General features: G+C 35.5%; 15 protein-coding genes and 1 riboswitch. Of the genes, 3 read left to right on the plus strand and 12 right to left on the minus strand.

The window, feature by feature from the left end; genetic code table 11:
* The first annotated feature begins 76 nt into the window (after positions 1-76).
* A complete protein-coding gene (locus I583_RS07945; protein ID WP_010761011.1) occupies positions 77-1,009 on the plus strand; it encodes a helix-turn-helix transcriptional regulator in 933 nt (310 codons plus the stop codon).
* Positions 1,010-1,076: 67 nt separating this feature from the next.
* Here I583_RS07945 and dnaJ read toward each other — a convergent pair whose 3' ends face one another.
* The 6 genes from dnaJ to mgtA all read right to left on the minus strand — a co-directional run bounded on the left by dnaJ (position 1,077) and on the right by mgtA (position 10,235).
* Positions 1,077-2,243, minus strand: a complete 1,167-nt coding sequence (gene dnaJ, locus I583_RS07950) for a molecular chaperone DnaJ (RefSeq protein ID WP_010761010.1) — start codon at positions 2,241-2,243, stop codon at positions 1,077-1,079.
* Between the two features lie 201 nt (positions 2,244-2,444).
* Positions 2,445-4,274 (minus strand): molecular chaperone DnaK, encoded by a 1,830-nt coding sequence (dnaK, locus tag I583_RS07955; protein WP_010761009.1) that lies wholly within the window; start codon positions 4,272-4,274, stop codon positions 2,445-2,447.
* A gap of 68 nt (positions 4,275-4,342) precedes the next feature.
* Entirely contained in the window at positions 4,343-4,915 is a 573-nt protein-coding gene (gene grpE / locus I583_RS07960) for a nucleotide exchange factor GrpE (RefSeq protein WP_051094815.1), read from the minus strand.
* Positions 4,916-4,956: 41 nt separating this feature from the next.
* A complete protein-coding gene (hrcA, locus tag I583_RS07965) occupies positions 4,957-5,994 on the minus strand; it encodes a heat-inducible transcriptional repressor HrcA (RefSeq protein WP_010761007.1) in 1,038 nt (345 codons plus the stop codon).
* 196 nt (positions 5,995-6,190) lie between these two features.
* Positions 6,191-7,348, minus strand: coding sequence for a radical SAM family heme chaperone HemW (hemW, locus tag I583_RS07970; RefSeq protein WP_010761006.1), 1,158 nt, complete (start codon positions 7,346-7,348; stop codon positions 6,191-6,193).
* Positions 7,349-7,574: 226 nt separating this feature from the next.
* A complete protein-coding gene (gene mgtA, locus I583_RS07975; protein ID WP_010761005.1) occupies positions 7,575-10,235 on the minus strand; it encodes a magnesium-translocating P-type ATPase in 2,661 nt (886 codons plus the stop codon).
* Positions 10,236-10,352: 117 nt separating this feature from the next.
* A riboswitch (M-box (ykoK) riboswitch) is annotated at positions 10,353-10,523 on the minus strand.
* A 617-nt stretch (positions 10,524-11,140) separates the two neighbouring features.
* Between mgtA and I583_RS07980 the strand changes: the two genes are divergently transcribed.
* Positions 11,141-12,022, plus strand: a complete 882-nt coding sequence (locus I583_RS07980) for a LysR family transcriptional regulator (RefSeq protein WP_010761004.1) — start codon at positions 11,141-11,143, stop codon at positions 12,020-12,022.
* 26 nt (positions 12,023-12,048) lie between these two features.
* Positions 12,049-12,942, plus strand: a complete 894-nt coding sequence (locus I583_RS07985) for a LysR family transcriptional regulator (RefSeq protein ID WP_010761003.1) — start codon at positions 12,049-12,051, stop codon at positions 12,940-12,942.
* Between the two features lie 152 nt (positions 12,943-13,094).
* On the opposite strand, the gene I583_RS07990 is transcribed toward I583_RS07985, so the two are convergent.
* The 6 genes from I583_RS07990 to rbfA all read right to left on the minus strand — a co-directional run bounded on the left by I583_RS07990 (position 13,095) and on the right by rbfA (position 19,408).
* Entirely contained in the window at positions 13,095-13,316 is a 222-nt protein-coding gene (locus tag I583_RS07990; RefSeq protein WP_010761002.1) for a hypothetical protein, read from the minus strand.
* 187 nt (positions 13,317-13,503) lie between these two features.
* Complete coding sequence (gene ribF / locus I583_RS07995) at positions 13,504-14,451, minus strand: riboflavin biosynthesis protein RibF (protein ID WP_010761001.1); 948 nt, start codon at positions 14,449-14,451, stop codon at positions 13,504-13,506.
* A gap of 17 nt (positions 14,452-14,468) precedes the next feature.
* Positions 14,469-15,389, minus strand: a complete 921-nt coding sequence (gene truB, locus I583_RS08000) for a tRNA pseudouridine(55) synthase TruB (protein WP_010761000.1) — start codon at positions 15,387-15,389, stop codon at positions 14,469-14,471.
* 185 nt (positions 15,390-15,574) lie between these two features.
* Positions 15,575-16,831 (minus strand): coiled-coil domain-containing protein, encoded by a 1,257-nt coding sequence (locus I583_RS08005; protein ID WP_010760999.1) that lies wholly within the window; start codon positions 16,829-16,831, stop codon positions 15,575-15,577.
* Between the two features lie 282 nt (positions 16,832-17,113).
* A complete protein-coding gene (locus I583_RS08010) occupies positions 17,114-18,562 on the minus strand; it encodes an immunoglobulin-like domain-containing protein (RefSeq protein WP_010760998.1) in 1,449 nt (482 codons plus the stop codon).
* A gap of 495 nt (positions 18,563-19,057) precedes the next feature.
* Positions 19,058-19,408 carry a 30S ribosome-binding factor RbfA gene (gene rbfA / locus I583_RS08015; RefSeq protein WP_010760997.1) on the minus strand — a complete coding sequence of 117 codons (351 nt, stop codon included), beginning with the start codon at positions 19,406-19,408 and terminating at the stop codon, positions 19,058-19,060.
* Between the last annotated feature and the right edge of the window lie 10 nt (positions 19,409-19,418).

Here is a 19,418-nt window from a genome sequence, read left to right on the forward strand (position 1 = left end):
ATCACCTAAGAGCAGATTTTTCGTTATAATAAGGTAAACGATTCTCGATAAATAAACAAAGGAAGGATATAGTTCTATGAAAACAGAACGTCTACTAGCAATCACGATGATCTTATTAGAAAAAAAACAGATCAGTGCCCCTCAGTTAGCTAAAATGTTAGAAGTTTCAGTCCGAACTATTTACAGAGATATTAATTCTCTTAGTGAGGCTGGAATACCAGTAACCTCTTGCCCCGGCGTAAATGGCGGTATCCAAATTATGGACAATTACAAAATAGATAAAAATTTTTTTACCTCTTCAGATATTACGTCTTTACTGATTGCGTTAGAGAGTTTATCCCAAAACGTTTCTCCAATTCAAACAAATCAACTATTTCAAAAAATAAAAACACTTGCCCCAGAGGATTTTTTAGAAGAAATTGAATTTAAAACCAACCAAATTACAATCGATTTAACTCCTTGGACCCGTAATCATACACTGCAACCTTTTTTAGAACTCATCAAATCTGCTATGGACCAACACCGCATACTTGAGTTTGGTTACGAAGATAATCAAGGAAGAAAAACCAAACGAACTGTTGAGCCTTATCGTCTTGTTTTGAAGGAAATCAGTTGGTATTTACAAGCCTATTGCTTAGAAAAAGCTGATTTTAGAACCTTCAAAATTTCTAGAATGCTTGATTTAGACTTGTCATCCTCGACTTTTATTCCACGAGAATTTAAAGCAAAACCTTTGGGAAATGAACCATTCTACGGTAAAAATTTTACAATCACTACTCTCAAAGTAACGCACAAGATCAAAGAACAGTTGATTGATAAATTTGGACAATTACGTTTTTCTCCTTCTAATGATTCTGATAGATTGATTGTTGAATTTCCTTTTATGGAAGATGAGTTTGGCTATAATTTACTTTTAGGTTTTGGTAATCAGTGTGAATGTCTTACGCCACCTCATGTTAGGAACGAATTGAAACGACGTATCGAAAATTTGCTTGAACTTTATCAATAACCATAGATAGCATAAAAAAGCTTCTCAGCTTGTACGGATATAGTACAGTCTGAAAAGCTTTTTCACTTTATTTCTTTTTCTTACCGCCAAAAGCGTCTTTCATCTTATCAAAAAAACCTTCTTCTTGCTGTTCACTTACGGTCTGACCGCCAGCTTTAGCAAATGTACGTAATGCTTCTTTTTGCTCATCATTCAAGTTTTTTGGTGTAATGATCTTAACTTTTACATGCTGGTCACCATTTGCGCCGCCGCGTAGGCGTGGTGCACCCTTACCGCGTAAACGGAAGTTTGTTTCCGTTTGAGTACCAGCAGGTATTTTTAATTTTACATCGCCGTGAACAGTCGGTACTTTGACTTCGTCACCGAGTGCAGCTTGCACAAAACTTAATGGTAAATCGTAGTAAATTTCAGATCCTTCACGGTCAAAAATATTGCTGTCTTCTACGCTGAATACAACATATAAATCACCATATGGTCCACCGTTCATTCCAGCTTCCCCTTGATTTGCCAAACGCATTTGTTGTCCGTCTTCTACTCCAGCTGGAACATTGACCTTGACTTTATGCGCTTTTTTCTCATGTCCAGTTCCATGACATGTTGGACATGGATCTTTGATTTCTTTACCAGTACCATGACAAACATCACATGTTTGTCGGCTCATCACACGACCAAGTGGTGTTTGACGTTCAACATTGATTGAACCAGAACCGTGACACTTGTGACAAGTCTCTGGATGAGTACCTGGTTTTGCGCCATTGCCTCCACAAGTTTCGCAATTATCTTCGCGATTGTACTTAATTTCTTTTTCAACACCAAAAATCGCTTCTTCAAATTTCAGGTTAACTGTATACTGTAAATCAGATCCCTGTCTTGGTGCAGTCGGATCAACACTACGAGAGCCACCGCCAAAGAATGAATCGAAAATATCTTCAAATCCACCAAAGCCGCTACCTCCACTAAATCCGCCGCCGCCAAAACCACCGAAACCACCGGCACCGCCGTAGTTTGGATCAGTTCCAGCATGACCATATTGATCATACGCTGCTTTCTTTTGAGGATCACTCAATACTTCATACGCCTCAGAAACTTCTTTAAATTTATCTTCAGCATCTGCTTCTTTATTGATATCCGGATGATATTGCTTGGAAAGCTTACGGTAAGCTTTTTTTATTTCGTCATCTGAAGCACCTTTAGCAAGGCCTAGCACTTCATAATAATCTCTTTTCGTAGCCATTAGTTCCCCTCCAACTATTATTCCATTTATTCTAAAATAGGATCGACGCCAACTTATTTGTATAAAAACATCGTTGTAATCATACCACAAATCAAACAAAAGAAAAATAGCTTCCCCCTGATTTGCTCTCTAATTTTCTCTACAAATAAAGATAGGCAAAGACCAAAGCGATGACTTTGGTCTTTGCCAGCTTGTTAACGATTATTTATCGTCGCCTTCTACTTCTTCAAAGTCAGCATCTACAACATCATCTGCTCCACCTTGTGCAGCTTCAGGATTTTCTTGCGCTTGTTGTTGCGCTGCTTGTTCATAAAGTTTTACCGTTAAGTTTTGAACGATTTCGTTTAATGAATCACGTTTTTCTTTCATTTGTTCGATATCATTCGCTTCAACAGCTGCTTTTAACTCGTCACGAGCATCTTCAGCTTTTTTCACTTCGTCTGCGTCTACTTTGCCTTCTAATTCTTTCAATGTTTTATCAACAGTGAATAACAATGCATCAACGTCATTACGTAAGTCAACTTCTTCTTTACGTGCTTTATCCGCTTCAGCATTAGATTCGGCATCTTTAACCATACGTTCGATTTCATCATCTGATAAACCTGATGAAGATTTGATTGTGATAGTTTGCTCTTTTTGAGTTCCTAAATCTTTGGCACGTACGTTTACGATACCATTTTTATCGATATCAAAACTTACTTCGATTTGAGGCACACCACGAGGAGCGGCTGGAATATCTGTTAATTGGAAACGACCTAATGTTTTATTATCAGCAGCCATTGGACGTTCACCTTGTAATACATGAATATCTACAGCTGGTTGATTATCAGCGGCTGTTGAGAATGTTTGAGATTTACTTGTTGGAATCGTAGTATTACGATCGATCAACTTAGTAAATACGCCACCCATAGTTTCGATACCTAATGATAATGGTGTTACGTCTAATAACACAACGTCTTTCACATCACCTGTGATAACCCCACCTTGAATTGCAGCACCCATTGCGACTACTTCATCAGGGTTAACTGATTTGTTTGGTTCTTTGTTTGTTTCTTTACGAACAGCTTCTACAACAGCTGGGATACGTGTAGATCCACCAACCAAGATTACTTCATCGATTTCAGATGGGTTCAAACCAGCATCTTTCAAAGCTTGACGTACAGGTGTTTTTGTACGTTCTACTAAATCACTTGTTAATTCATCAAATTTAGCACGAGTTAAGTTCATTTCTAAGTGTAATGGACCAGCGTCTCCTGCTGTGATAAATGGTAAGCTGATTTGTGTTGAAGTAACACCTGATAAATCTTTTTTGGCTTTTTCAGCAGCGTCTTTCAAACGTTGAACAGCCATTTTATCTTTAGATAAATCAACACCATTTTCTTTTTTGAATTCCGCTACCATGTAGTCGATGATTTTATTATCAAAGTCATCTCCACCTAGTTCGTTATCTCCGGCAGTTGATAATACGTCGAATACGCCATCCCCTAATTCAAGGATTGATACGTCAAATGTACCACCACCAAGGTCAAATACTAAGACTTTTTCATCTTTATCTGTTTTATCTAAACCATAAGCTAATGCCGCAGCTGTTGGCTCGTTAACAATACGTTCTACTTCTAAACCAGCGATTTTACCAGCGTCTTTTGTTGCTTGACGTTGTGCATCATTGAAGTAAGCAGGAACAGTAATAACTGCTTTATCCACTTTTTCACCTAAATAGTCTTCTGCGAAGCCTTTTAAATATTGTAAGATCATTGCAGAAATTTCTTGTGGTGTATAAGATTTGCCATCTGCTTCTACTTTATAACCTGCTTCGCCCATATGACGTTTGATTGAGGCAATTGTATGTGGATTAGTTACTGCTTGACGTTTTGCCACTTCACCAACTTGAATTTCACCATTTTTAAATGATACTACTGAAGGTGTTGTACGGTTTCCTTCTGGATTTGCAATAATTTTTGCTTCTCCGCCTTCTAATACTGCAACTGCTGAGTTTGTTGTTCCTAAGTCAATACCAATAATTTTACTCATAATTAATGATCTCCTATCTTCTATTTTAATTTTTTTCAATTTATATTATACAAACATATTTTATGCTGCTACTGAGCAACAATAACCATGCTTGCTCGTAAAACACGATCATGTAACTTATAACCTTTTTGTAAGACTTCAACGATTGTATCTGCAGGTGTTTCGTCACTTGCTGGAATCGTTTGAACTGCTTGATGTAGATTAGGATCAAATACTTCGCCCATTGTTGGGATTTCTTCGATTCCTTCGTCTTTTAATGCAGCTTGTAAACTTTCAAGAACCATTGAAATACCTTTTTTCAAACTTGTACCTTGTTCATCATCAACTTCGATTGCCATCGCACGTTCAAGGTTATCAAGTGACGGCAATATTTTTTTGCCTAAATCTTGTGATCGATAGCGTATAAGCAACTCGCGCTCATTTTTGAAGCGATTGCTCATATTGGCAATTTCAGCACGTGCTCTTAAAAATTTGTCTTCCATTTCGGACAATTCAGCTTGAGCTTTTTCTAATTCTGTCATCTCAGCTTCTGTTTCAGAAACACCAGAATCGTCAATTGCTTCCATATGTTCTTCGTGTTCTTCATGAATTTCTTCGTTTGTCTCTTCTTTATTACTCACTCTGGCAACTTCCCTTCTCATTTCCGTAGAATTATTAGAATTCTATATTTTCAACTTTTTACTTACTCATCTAGAAAACGATAATAAGCACCAAGTTTTGACGCTAATTCATTGCGGAAAACATCCACTAAACCAAACATTTTTGAATATGGCATACTTGTCGGTCCTAATAAAGCAATAGTTCCTTTACCGTGCCCTGTTACTTCATATGTCGCGGTAATCATACTCATATTATCCAATAGATTATTTCCTATTTCTGAGCCGATACGAATCGCAATTGGGGAGTCCGCTTCAGCTGTTAACAAATGCGTGATAGCATCTGTATTTTGCATAAATGAATAAACTGATTTTAATTGATCGATATCTTGTTTCACACCAAAATCTAATACATTCATGCGGCCACTGACAAATACTTTCTCTTCAAATGCATGACCTAACATTGCATCGAATAAATTCATCATGCCGTCTGGTGTTTGAAAATAACGGTGTAAAATCATTGGAATTTCTGTTCTCAAGCGATGATAAACCGTTAATAATGGTTGTCCCACCAACTTGTCGTTTATGATTTGCGTCATTTTCTCTAGATCTTGGCTGGAAACGGAAGCAGGTATTGCAAACACTTGGCTTTCTACATTTCCTTTATCTGTTACGATAACCGCTATGATTTGTCGGTCATTTAAAGGAACGATCCGAAAACCTGTTAGTTTCCGTTCTTTCACCTCAGGACCTAACGAAAAAGCTGTGTAACTAGTCAGGTCAGAAAGGATTTCAGCGGATTGTTCAATGATGTCATTGATCTCATGAAACTCTTTTCCAAAGGAATGACGAATTGTTTCTAATTCATCATGTGCAACTTGTGTTGGACTTAGTAAATGATCCACGTAATAGCGATAACCATCCATTGAAGGAATTCGGCCAGAAGACGAATGTGTCTTCAATAGTAAACCGTGTTCTTCTAAAGCCTTCATATCATTACGAATCGTTGCAGAGCTTGACTTAATTCCATCTTCCATCAACTTCTTTGATCCCACAGGTGTTCCTGTATTCGTGTATTCTTGGATGATAAGTCGCAAAATATTCTTTTGTCTTTCAGTTATCATAGTTACCACCCTTCATTAGCACTCATGTCATTCAAGTGCTAATACAATTATTAATATATCAAGTTCCTTTAAAATTGTCAAGAGAAAAACAATCTTTTTTAGCACTCTTTATGACTGAGTGCTAAAAAAAAGACGAGAGTCGTTCAAACTCTCGCCTCACTCTATAGAATCCATCCCAACAATCGTTTTTTTAAGTTCACTCTTTCTCAATAAGAAATTCTTCAAATACATCATTCCCTACAAAAAGTCCCTGTTCGGTAAGTTGGATATAACTGGCATTTTCCAATAATAATCCTTTTTGAACCAGATTAGGAATCGTTTCTTTGTAAACCTGATCCAATGATAAACCAAATTTTTCTTTAAAACGCTCTTTTGAAACACCTGACATTTTTCGTAAACCCAAAAAAAGTTCTTCTTCCATTTGATTATTCAATGTCAAAATCTCTGTTTCAACTGTGGGCAGCTGATTTTCTTTTAATGGTTTTAGATAATGTTGAATCGGGCCATGGTTACGATACCTTGTATGTCCTAAATAACCGCTGGCACCTGCTCCGAATCCATAATAGTGATCATTGTTCCAGTAAACTAAATTATGCTGGCTTTCTTGTCCCTTTAAAGCAAAATTACTTACTTCATATTGATGTCGCCCTGCCTTTTCCATCGCAATAATCGTTTCTTCAAACATTTGCGCTTCAACATCTTGATCTGGCAACTGCAAGCGACCTTGTCGAACCCAGTTCATAAACATCGTTTTATTTTCCAAAATCAAAGAATATAATGAATAGTGAGGTAAATCAAGTTCAATCGCTCGTTTCAAGGTATCTCTAAATCCTTCTAGCGTTTGGCCCGGCAATGCATAAATTAGATCAATACTCACATTTAGAAAATCTTCTTTTTCCAAAAGTTTCATCGTTTCATAAACATCTTCTGCAGTATGCTTACGTCCGATTTTTTTAAGCAATTTATTATCAAATGTCTGAACCCCCATAGACAAACGATTTATGCCATATTCTTTCATCACATGCAGCTTTTCTTGTGTTAAATCACCAGGATTTGCTTCTATTGTAAATTCATTTGTCTTATCGATTGGTAGTAACTCCCGCACGCCTTTTAGCAATACATCCAGTTGCTTAGCCGATAAAGAGGTTGGCGTTCCACCTCCTATGTAAATCGTTTCCGTTGTCTTGCTAGGATATTGATCTTTGGTCAAACGAATTTCCTTTAAAAGACTTTGAATATATTCATCAACTGGTTGTCCTTCCAAAAAGACTTTATTAAAGTCACAGTAAAAACAGATGTGTTCACAAAATGGGATATGTATGTAAGCTGAAATCTTAGTATTATCGTTTTCCAATTTTTTTATTCCTCCAATTTAGAAGACTTCTATTCTACTTGCTATTATATAGAAGACGTCTCTTATCTTACCATATCCCAACATAAAATGTTCTAATTTGATTCAATAAATTCTGCTTCCCTATTCAAGTAACACTATTGATAAACACGTATAAAAAAAAGACACCTTGATCCTGCTAAAGAAGCAAAGGTGTCTTATTGTATTATAGTTACAAAAAACTTTTTGACTACAGTAACTCTTGATATTTCCTCATATAAATCTTTTTGATCATAGTTACTAAAAGTAAATAAGCAACGATTGTTGGAATCAGATAGAAGAAGTAGTTACCTGGTAATGGAGCAAACCCGATACTAGCACCTAAATTTGTAAATGGTAAAATAGTCCCAATTAAAATCCCAATCGAAGTAACCAGTGTCAAGATGCCAGAGGCTCTACTTTGAAGGAATGGTATCTTCGGCGTCCTCAAGACATGAAGTACCAACATTTGTGACCATAGCGACTCGATAAACCAGCCAGCATGAAAAATAGCGATAAATAGTAGTTTTTTATCCGCTGTTAATGAGAAGAACCCACCACCTAAAATTGCAGGGCAAATAATAAAGTACATAAATAAATACGTTACGATATCAAAAATAGAACTTGTTGGTCCAAACCATCTCATGAATGAACCAATCGATTTTGCTTCCCATTTTTTAGGCTTTTCTACATACTCTGCATCCACATTATCCCAAGGAACAGACATGCATGATGTATCGTAAATCAAATTCAAAAAGAGTGATTGAATCGGCGCTACTGGTAGAAATGGTAAAAAGATACTTGCAGGAATAACAGAAAATACATTACCAAAATTTGAACTTGCAGTCATTTTGATATACTTCATTGTATTACTAAAAACTCTGCGGCCAGAAATGATTCCTTTTTCTAAAACCATCAAGTCTTTTTGTAATAAAATGACATCTGCCGATTCTTTGGCAATGTCGACAGCTGTATCGACAGAAATGCCCACATCTGACACCTTCATCGCTCCAGCATCATTGATCCCATCTCCCATAAACCCAACTGTTTGTTCATTTTTTTTCAGTGCTTTAACAATTTTTGTTTTTTGATCAGGGGTTACTTTTGTGAAAATATTGTATTCATTAACTGTTTGTTCTAATTCGGTATCAGAAAGTTTAGCAAGAGCTGAACCATTGATCATTTTTTCAGCACCAAGACCGACTTCTTTACAGACTGAACGGGTAACTAACTCATTATCGCCTGTTAAGATTTTCACTGAAACTCCGTTATTTTTCAATGCTTTAATGGCTGCAGATGCGGTTTCTTTAGGTGGATCTAAGAACGCTAGATATCCTTGTAAAATCAGTTCTCTTTCGTCTTCAACTGAATAGTCATCTAATTGATTATTGACTTCCTTATCCGCAATTGCTAACACGCGCAAACCATCTTCATTTAATTCGTTTACTGTTTTTAATACTTGTTTTTTTATTTTGGGTGTTATCGGAACAATCTCTCCGTGCTGATTGATATGCGTACATGCTTGCAGCATCTCTTCAACTGCTCCTTTAGTGATCAAGAAGCTTTGATTTGATCTTCTATTTTTAATCACCACACTCATTCTTCTACGGTTAAAGTCAAACGGAATTTCATCGATTTTAAAGTAGTCCTCTTCGTCAATGGATAATTCTTTTGATGTCGCTTCAATGATTGCTTTATCGATCAAATTACGAAGACCCGTTTGAAAATAACTATTTAAAAAGGCTGATTGCAACACTTCTCGATCTTCTTGACATGACGTATTGTAATGATATTCTAAAATCACCTTATCTTGGGTTAATGTCCCCGTCTTATCTGTACATAAAATATCCATGGCACCAAAGTTTTGAATGGCATTGACATTTTTCATGATCGTGCCCTCTTTTGCCATATCTCTAGAGCCTTTAACTAAATTAGTCGTAACAATCATTGGTAACATTTCTGGCGTAAGACCAACTGCTGTCGCAATCGCAAACATCAACGCTTCACTCCAATTGCCTTTTGTGATGCCATTGATCAAAAAAACTGCTGGTGTAATGACCATCATAAAACGAATCAACAACCAAGTCGTTTTATTCACACCTAATTCAAAGCTGGTTTTTTTCTCATCATCCGCTACATCTTGGGCAATTTTTCCAAATAATGTATTGTCACCCACACGAACGACTACACCTACTCCGCTACCACTAACTACATTACTTCCTAAAAATAGTAGATTTTCATAATCTGTTTGGTTATTATTGGTTGAAACAAAATTTTTAACTTTTTTTTCAACTGGGAAACTTTCACCCGTCATAGCTGATTGTGATACAAATAAGTCTTTTGCATGAATTAAACGAAGGTCTGCTGGAATCATATCTCCAGCTGAAAGTTTCACTAAATCCCCACAAACTACTTGATCCATAGGAATTTCCATTTCTTTATTTTCTCTAGTGACTGTTGCAGTGATTTGGATCATATTTTGTAGTTTGTTGACAGCGTTACTGGACTTCACCGATTGGACTAATGTCATAGTGCCACTCAATAAAACCATAACAAGCATGATCAAAACGCCGGCAATATCTTTTTCACTTGGCTCCGCATAGACATATTCGGTAAAAAACGAAATGGTTGCCAGAATCATTAATACCACAGTAAATGGTGTGACATAAGATTTTATTACAGTATAGACAATTGATTTCTTTTTATCATCCGTGATTTTATTGACGCCAAACTGTTCTTTTGAACGCTGGACTTCTCTGGCTTTCAACCCATCCCACGAAGAGGAAAAACTTTCTAAGACTTTATCAATAGATAGATTTGCTAATTTTTGATAAGCTTTTTCATGGATCATGTTCTTCATTTCTTTTTGCATCTGGATTATCCTCTTTTCTTTTCGTTGATTTCTGCTTGATCGAACTATCTTCTGGCACCTTAACCACATCCTTTCCACACAAAAAGAGCGCACTGAAAACTCAGCCCGCTTTTCCGTGAGTCTTCGTAATCGTTGAGTTTTGGCACTGTACAACGTAAAAAGCATCTGCTTTTAGCTACCTTAAGAAAAGCCTTCGTTCGACAATTCCTGTTCTACCCATTGGCGTCTCTCGACATTTTTGGGCAGTAGCCTGTGTTTGTATAGGAGCCTCACCTAACAAGAAGAATTACACTGTTATTCTAATGATTTATACTAGTATTTTATAGACTAAAAAAATTATACAGCTATAACTTTTTTTGAATGTAGTTTTAGTAGGTCTTTAGATTTATGCGAAATCATTAAGAAAAAAGAATATACTTATAAATAAAACTGAATAGTCTTTTTTTATGTTTTTATTTATGATAGTTGTATAAACGAACTTCCCAACTTCGTTTATGCATAAATCCATACTCCTTTTTACAAAGTAAACTCTGATAAATCCCACTTCGTCTTTCCTGCGAGGTGGGATTTATGGTCTCGAAGATTTTTATACCTGAATACCTAAAAAGGAATACCACTATAAGTAAAATGAAATAGTTTAACTTTGTCTTCAAGTCTATAATGAATGAGTAAATAACTTATTTACAGTGCATAAGCAAAAAAGTTCATCATTTTTTATCAGTTAGAATGTACTGATAGAAGCTCTTTCAATTGGTTTGCTATAACCAATTGAAGGGGCCTTTTCCTTTTTCATTTAATGTACTATTAATTTTTTATTTAGTTTTAAAAAAAAACAACTATTTCAGAAAAAATTATTTTATCTTGTAAGAGACGAGTTTTTTTATTCGAATGAAGGGGATGAGCAAATGAAACTAAAACATTTAGATTATTTTTTAGCATTATGTAAAAATAAAAGCTTCACAAAAACTTCAGAAGAATTAGGCATCTCTCAACCTTATTTAAGCACTCATATTCGAGAATTAGAGCAGGAATTGAATGCACAATTAATAACCAGAGATTACGGTAATAATACGTTAACACCTGAAGGGATGGTTTTAAAAAAAAGAGGGGAAAATATTTTTCACGAGTTTGAAATGGCTATTGATGAAATTAATCAGCTTGTTCATAGTGGCGAAACTGCACTTATCAGAATTGGAACTAATTTGGCTGACACTGATTATCTAATGGCGAAATTATTAACTGACTTTCACACGAACTATCCTTCTGTATCAATCGATTATTGCTATTATAACAATCTAGAAGAAGTTTTGGAAAAAGGAGAAATTGATATAGCAATCGGAATCCTCTCTGAAACAAATCCTAAGATAATGAGTGACTTAATTTTATCTGAATCATATGTGCTTTTTATCAGTAATAACAACAAATTTTCTGACTTAGATGAAGTCTCAGCGGAGCATTTACTTCAAATCCCACTAATAAATTATTCCAATCAAATTTATGAAAAAATAGTAATTGATTCTTGGATAGAAACAGCTCATCCTAAACTTAAATACAATCATCATTATGAACTACCTTCAACAATATCCATTTTAAACTTAGTCGATCAAGACTTTGGTGTAGCGCTTTTACCATACTCCTTAACAGATTCACTTCCTAATTACTTGAATGTTAATTCTGTTGAAATCATCGATGGGCCTTTTAGAAATATTTCCATTGGTTATGCCTCAAGTTTTACACGTTCTAAGACACATGACTATCTAATAAAGCAACTTCAATTTATCTTTTAATTTCCCATTGAAAGGAGCGCGAAATCATGGAATTAACTCATTTAAATTACTTTTTGGCCCTCTGCGAACAAAAACAATTTACTAGAGCCAGCGATATACTAGGCATCTCACAAGCTGCACTAAGTAAACAAATAAGAAATCTCGAAGATGAAATCGGCACTTCGCTATTTTATAGAAATGGTTCCGAATGTCAACCTACTCCAGCTGGAAAAATATTGGAAACACATTGTTGGCGTATCAAACAAGAAATGTACTATATTGGTGAAGAAATCAACGATTTATCTGATACAGCTGAATCTAACATTACAACGATCAATGTTTCACTCTTTTTAAATGATCTCGAATTCAAATTGAATGATACACTTTCTGCTTTGTTCCGTGAATATAAACAGTTGAGAGTAAATACGATTGTTTCAGACAATATTTTCAAGTCCCTTGAAACATTGGAAACCGATATTGGCATTGGTCCAGCTATAAAGAATGTACCTACAACGATAACTAAAATAGACATTTACTCCAATGAGTACAAAATTATCATGCGCAAAGAGCATCCTATTCTCGAACACCCAACCATCACCCTGGATCTACTTGAGAACTATCCATTTGTATTTTTCAATAAGAGATTCCTTGAGACAAAAACGATTTATGATTGGATGGATACTAATCTTCCTTCGAGGTCTCAAGAGTATGACATTCAAGTCGACACAACTGAATTAATCCTTTATATGGTAAGTAACACGAATACTTTTTCAATCGTTCCTCAGTATCTTGAGTGTCACTTAGATCATTTAGATATCGCCTCGATAAGCCATAATAGCCTGCCTACAAGAGTAATGTCCGTTTATTATCTTAAGAATAAATACATGAACACTCAATTAAAACAAGCATTATCTTCTTTTACAAATACTTCATTTTATTAATTCAAAGAAGCTGAGACATAACTCCAAAAAGTTATCACTCAGCTTCTTTTCGCTTAAAAAACTGGCGAAACCAACCACAACAAACAACTCAAAAAATAAATTAAGAACCATTACATCATTCTACTGTTTTTAGTTCAATGAAGGTTCATCTATCACTTTTTCTTTTTTGTAGTAGATTCTGATGTTTTTTTATCAGTCTCTTTAGAATCAGAAGTTTTGTCCTCTTTATTTTTACTAGATTCTAAAGAACTACTACTTTTTTTCACTTCGGAGGACGTCGGTGTTTCAGATTTATTTTTTTCCGTATTTTTCCCGCATCCTACTAAAGCTACTGAACACAGCAAGATAGTTGTACCTAAAACGATTTTTTTCATGGATTTCACCCTCCTAAAAATTAGTAAGCAAATATTTTTGCTTATCATTCATTATGACAGATTATAAAATACAAACCATCCTATAATAATTATAGTGCTATTCCGTATACTTAAAAACAATTGATAAACAAAAAAACTGAATAAGTTGCGATCTAAGCGTCGCAACTTATTCAGTCTATCAAACCTATCAACAGTTCTTATTCGAAAAATAATCAGCAGTATCTTGCTCGTCTTGTTTTAACTGTACAATCAAACTTTCTGCGCCATCAAATTTAACTTGATCACGTAAATAATGATTCCAACAAACAGTAACTTGCTCACCATAAATATCTTGATGAAAATCTAAAATATACACTTCTACGGTAAGATCGCGACCGTCACCAAACGTGTCATTATGTCCGATTGAGCCCATACCAATATGCCAATTGTTGCCTACTTGAATTTTCACAGCATAAACACCTATTCTAGGTAAACGCACTGTGCTTTTTACTTTGATATTGGCAGTCGGAAATCCCAATAACCGACCTCTAGCATCCCCGTGAACAACTGTCCCGTCTGTTTCATAGACATAACCTAACAATTCAGTAACACCTTCCATATTCCCATGTTCCATTAGCTCACGAATCCGTGTTGAACTGATTTTAGCACCATCTAACTCTTCTTTACCCACAGTAACAATCTCAAAGCGATCTTTAGCATATCCCGGTAAATGAGCAACATCTGCGATATCTTTAGGACCATAAGTATAATCAAAACCAGACACTGCCACTTTTGCGTGAAGGCCTACAATATATTGATCCACAAATTCTTGCGGGGCTAAATGAGCAAAAGCAGAAGTAAATTCAATCACATATAGAATATCTACCCCTTGTTTTTCCATCAATCGCTCTTTTTGTTCTAAGCTATTCAAATATTTCATATTCTCAGGTAGAACCTTTTGGAAAACGATAGATGGATGCTGGTTAAACGTCATTACTGCCAGCTTTAAGCCTTTTTCTTGTGCAATTTTTTTTGCTGTTTCAATTACTTTTTGATGCCCACGGTGAACCCCATCAAAAAAGCCTAATACCATAACGACCTCATCAGCCGGAATTTGGTCTAAGGTGTATGGATGTCGTATTGGAATGATTTGCATGATAAAACTTCTTTCTATTAATTATTTCTTAGTACCTTACTAGGTTTTAATATGTTCTGCTTTGTCGGATGTGCCATATATAAACTCACAACTTGGTCTTGATAAAATAGTGCGACTAAATCTTCGGGCATTTCGTTTAAAGATAACTCAGCTGGAGTCAAGCGAACACCATTTTTTACTTTTTGATAAAGTGCAGCGGATAAATCGATTCGCGGAAAATGCTCAATAGCTGTTTCGATCGGTAATAACGTTTCAGAAATCGTATTTTGTTCCATTAGTGCTGCAACTTGCGCCAACGTCAAACTTTGCTCAGCAGTCAAACCGCCACTTGCTGTGCGAGTTAAATCAGACATGTGCGCTGGAACCCCTAAAACAAGACCTGTATCTACAGACAACGTTCTAACATAGGTCCCTTTACCGCAAACTACTTTGAAGCGCCAGCTTTGTGTTCCTTTTTCTCTATCAAATTCTGGTTCATTCGTTCGTTCAAAAGAATAAATCATTGCTTTTCTCACTGGACGTTCGACTTCTTCCCCATTTCTAGCATACTCATAGAGGCGTTTGCCGTTGACTTTGACTGCCGAAAACATTGGCGGAATTTGAGTGATCTCGCCTGTCATCGTTTGAATTGCAGCATCAATTTCTTCTGTTGAAAAAGGTTTAGAGAGCGTAACACGTTCAACAGTTTCTCCACTGGCATCTTCCGTTGATGTAGAAAAACCTAGCGTGATTTGTCCTTCATAGGTCTTGCCAGAATCAACCATATATTCAATCACTTTCGTCCCTTTGCCGATACAAATAGGTAAAACACCAGAAACATCTGGGTCAAGTGTACCACCATGACCAATTTTTTTTGTATGTAAAATTTTCCTCAGTTTAAAAACACAGTCATGACTAGTCATGCCCGCTTCTTTCCATAAAGGTAAAATACCGTCCATTGTTTTCCTCCATTAGATTATTAACTCATATATTATAGCATAGAAGACAAAAAATATTCATTTTTTCAAAACTAGTTTTAATAGCTCTAAAGTAGAAGCAACAAAAAACGTGAAGCAAAACAAATTACGTTGTTTTACTTCACGCGACTATGTTAATACAAAATGAACTTAATTCAATCGTATTTTTAAGCAGAATGACCTACAATTACGCCACCAGCATATCCAAATCCAACACGGGTCATTCCAGGATTTAATTCCCAATCTCGGTGACCTGTTCCAGATGGAGATGTCATGTTCGTCTCATTGTACCAAGCCATGATGACAGAGTTTCCTGGAGCAAACATAAATGCAATTACTTCGTCTCCTCTGTTCCAATGATCAGATGGTACTTGGAAATCTTGCATGCTCGCTGCACGGCTACTAGCTGCAGCAGCAAGTCCTGCGTCCCAACTAACTGGACTCAAACCGTGAGCTGCTCGTAAAGAATTTAACGCTTGGAACGTCGCATCACCAGAAGTAACTGGTGGTGTTACAGGGGCAACAGGTTTTTCTGATGGTCCAGTACTTTCTTGATTGCCTGAGGTGTTTCCCTCATTTGGATTACTAGTCGACTCATTCGTCCCACCAGGATTAGATGGTGCTGTAGTTGTCTCTGTAGTACTTTCACTTTGAGTAGTTGTTGTTTCTGTTGCTTTTGAATTATCAGCTTTAGCAGTCTCAACCTTTTTGGCTTCTTTATTTTTCGCTTCATTTGCAAGCTGCGTTTTTAGTGCTTCTTGTTGTTCTTTTAATAATTTGCTTTTTGAGCTTTCAGCACCAGATGTTTCAGCTTCTACCTCAGCTTTTAGAACATTTAAATCAGCTTGTTTAGCAACCAGGTTTTCTTTTTCTTTTTCAAGTTGAACGGTTGCCTTTTCAACATTCGCTAAATTCGTTTGAATAGTTGATTTTTTACTTTCAATAAGGGCTTTATCTTCTTTTTGTTGTTTAACTAAATCATTATTTGCTGTCATAATTGAAGAAATTGCTTGCACCCGGCCGACTGCATCTGTGATTGATTCTGAATTTAAAATCATATCCAAAATTTGAGTCCCTTGTCCATTCACTTGAACATTTCTGCCTTGTTTTTGAATCGCTTCTGTTCTTTTATTGATTCGCACATCTAGTGCAGCAATATCTTTTTTTAATTGTTCAGATTCTTTCGTTAATTCTGTTTTTTGTTTATTCAGAGAAATACCTTCATCAAAAATCGAAGAAATTTCTTCTTCTAATGTGGTGATTTGAGCTGCTACACCTTTTTGTTTTTCTTTTAATGCTGAAATTTCTTTATCTTGTTGTTCTATTTTTTTATCAGTTGTCTCAGCTAATGAACTAATCGGTACTATTGTTCCTGCAACTGTAACCATACTAACTATTAATAATGACAAATTCTTTTTCTTCACTATTAACCCTCCATTTTCTTCAACAGTGTCTTTAGTAAGACTTGTACTATAAATAATAGCATAAATTTTATCTATTTGATCGATAAAAATATTACAGTTTCTTTCAATATAGTTACAAAAGTCAATACTGTTACAAAATGGCACCATAAAAGACCCGGGAATCGTTCAAAAAGATACAAAAAAGCCAAAAAGGACGGATCCCATTCAGCTTTTTTTGCTTCTATTAGCATAGAGAATATCAGAAAGGTTACTTTAATACTTTAATTAATCAACTAAACGGTTTCACTTAACAATTTTAGATATATTAATCGAACCAATATATCCAGCACTAAAGTTTTCGACAACGATTAAAGGATTTGTTTCATTTTCGCCAACTTTGAATGTTTGGCTTATTTTATAGTAACCTTTTTCAGACAATTGATCTTTCGAAAGAAAGTTATTAATAATCTCTCTGCTTTCTTTTCCTGATGGATCCTCTTTCAGAGATAATTTCACACGATTGCTTTCTGGTTTTCCATTTTGTGGTTTGATATAGACCGTAGCACGATATTCGGCCCCTTTTTCTAGAGCGTCGATTCCTGTAAAATGTTTATATAAACTAGCATGACTATCAGAATAGAAAGTATAATCTCCCACTAAAGCAGCTTGTGGATCCTTCGACAGTTGAATATCTTGTCCTGAAAACATTTTCCAGCCCGCTGTTTTACCATTTGGCCAAGTGTCATTAATATTGACTTTAACTTTGATTGTTTTTCTAGCTACTTCATTACGACTGTTCTTCACTTCATAAGTCACTTTATAGGTACCAGGAATAGCACTACTTACGTTATTGGAAACCACTTTGATCTTATTGGTTAAATCTCCTATGCTTTGATCCGAGGCTTCTAAACCGATCCTTGCATCAAATGGATCAAATTTTTCGTCTTGTTGAATTTCGATGTTGTTTGCTTTCAATTCCGGTATACTGAGTCTAGCTACTAAGCCTTTTAATTTTACTATTTGCTCGTTACCAATTTTACCCGTTGTTGCGGCTAAGGTAAATGTCGATTCCTGACCTTCGTAAACATTTGGGCCCACTGAGAATACTGCGCCCCCATAATTGTGCCTTAAAGTAATCAATCCACCGCCAAAACTTTGAGTAAAGAAACCAAAATTTTCAGTTTCAGTAGGTAAGGGGATATTTTTCATGCTATTCCCTACTAAATAATCCCCTTTATCTGTCTCAACAAAACCTACATGCGGACCAACAATAGGTGAAATAAGCCCACCATGCTCTGGAATAGCTGGATCAAGGTATGTATTGACTTCAAAACCAAGTCCATTTTTCAACCCTAAAATACCTAAACCGCTACCATTAACTCCAGTTTTGCCAATTTCTCCAATTTCCCCTTCGTGAAAGGCCGCTCCAATCCCATTCCCTCCTTTTGAAGCAGTACCATAGTCAACATCAAAAATGAGGTTCATATTGTTATCTCCAAAAGTCAGTTTTGAGTTCAGCGTGATTGCTCCAAACTGATTTGATTTAGCTTTAGTCAGTCTTACTGTATTGCTATCAATCAATTCGGCATCACCATGAAGCGTAAAGTAATCGGTTAATTCAATATCTTCTAATGTATTGATATCTGTCTTTCGACTATTTTTTTCTTCCCCAAAAACCTCCTGATCACCTAAAACAAAAACACTACTAGAAAATGCTGCAATGAGCAATGATGATAAAATTAATTTTTTCATACTAAATCTCCCCTTTCAAATTAGTTGAGTGATGATCCTTATTGATTGTTTCTCTAAAGCGGCATACCATTAAAAGAGCTCTCTTTTTTATCTGTCAAACCTATCAGCTCCCCCTCACTTTCTATTTACAAATTAATCGTTATTAATAATCATTAGGTCATAATGACAACCCAAAAAGATAAAATAATTAACTTTATCTAAAATTAATTTTACTATTTTTACAACAAAAAAAAGGTCATAAAAAGGACAATAAGTAACAAAAATGATTGTTTTAAACTTATAAACTAAAAATATTTCTACAATAAAAAGGAAATATTACGACAATTTTATAGCTTTTTTGTATATATCAAACCTTAAACATTATCCTTGTTATTGGCTTATTTTGTTCATTTTTGGTTACTAAATTCCATTATATGATTTTTTTAGACAAACTCTTTGTTACAAAAAAAAAGCGTAAAACATAACTACATAACCGTTACGTTTTACGCTTTTATTCTATTCACCTTGATTTAATTTACGAATCAGCTCATCAATATGATTCCCATATTGAACAGATTCATCTTTCTCAAAAATTAGTTCCGGCGTTTTATACAATGTCAAACGTTGTCCTAATTCTTTGCGGATCAATCCTTTGGCTTTATCTAATCCTTGTTGCGCTTTTTGTTGATCAGAAGCTAGATCAGATAACAAACTGTAATAAATCGTCGCTTGTTGCAGATCGCCAGTTACTCGAACATCGGTAATTGTAATATCTTGCACACGTGGGTCTCTGACACGTTTTCTCAATATATCATTGATTTCACGCATGATTTCTTGACCCACTCGGCGGTCACGATAATTTGCCATACTGTTTCTC

The organism is Enterococcus haemoperoxidus ATCC BAA-382 (assembly GCF_000407165.1).
Taxonomy (GTDB): Bacteria; Bacillota; Bacilli; order Lactobacillales; family Enterococcaceae; genus Enterococcus_L; species Enterococcus_L haemoperoxidus.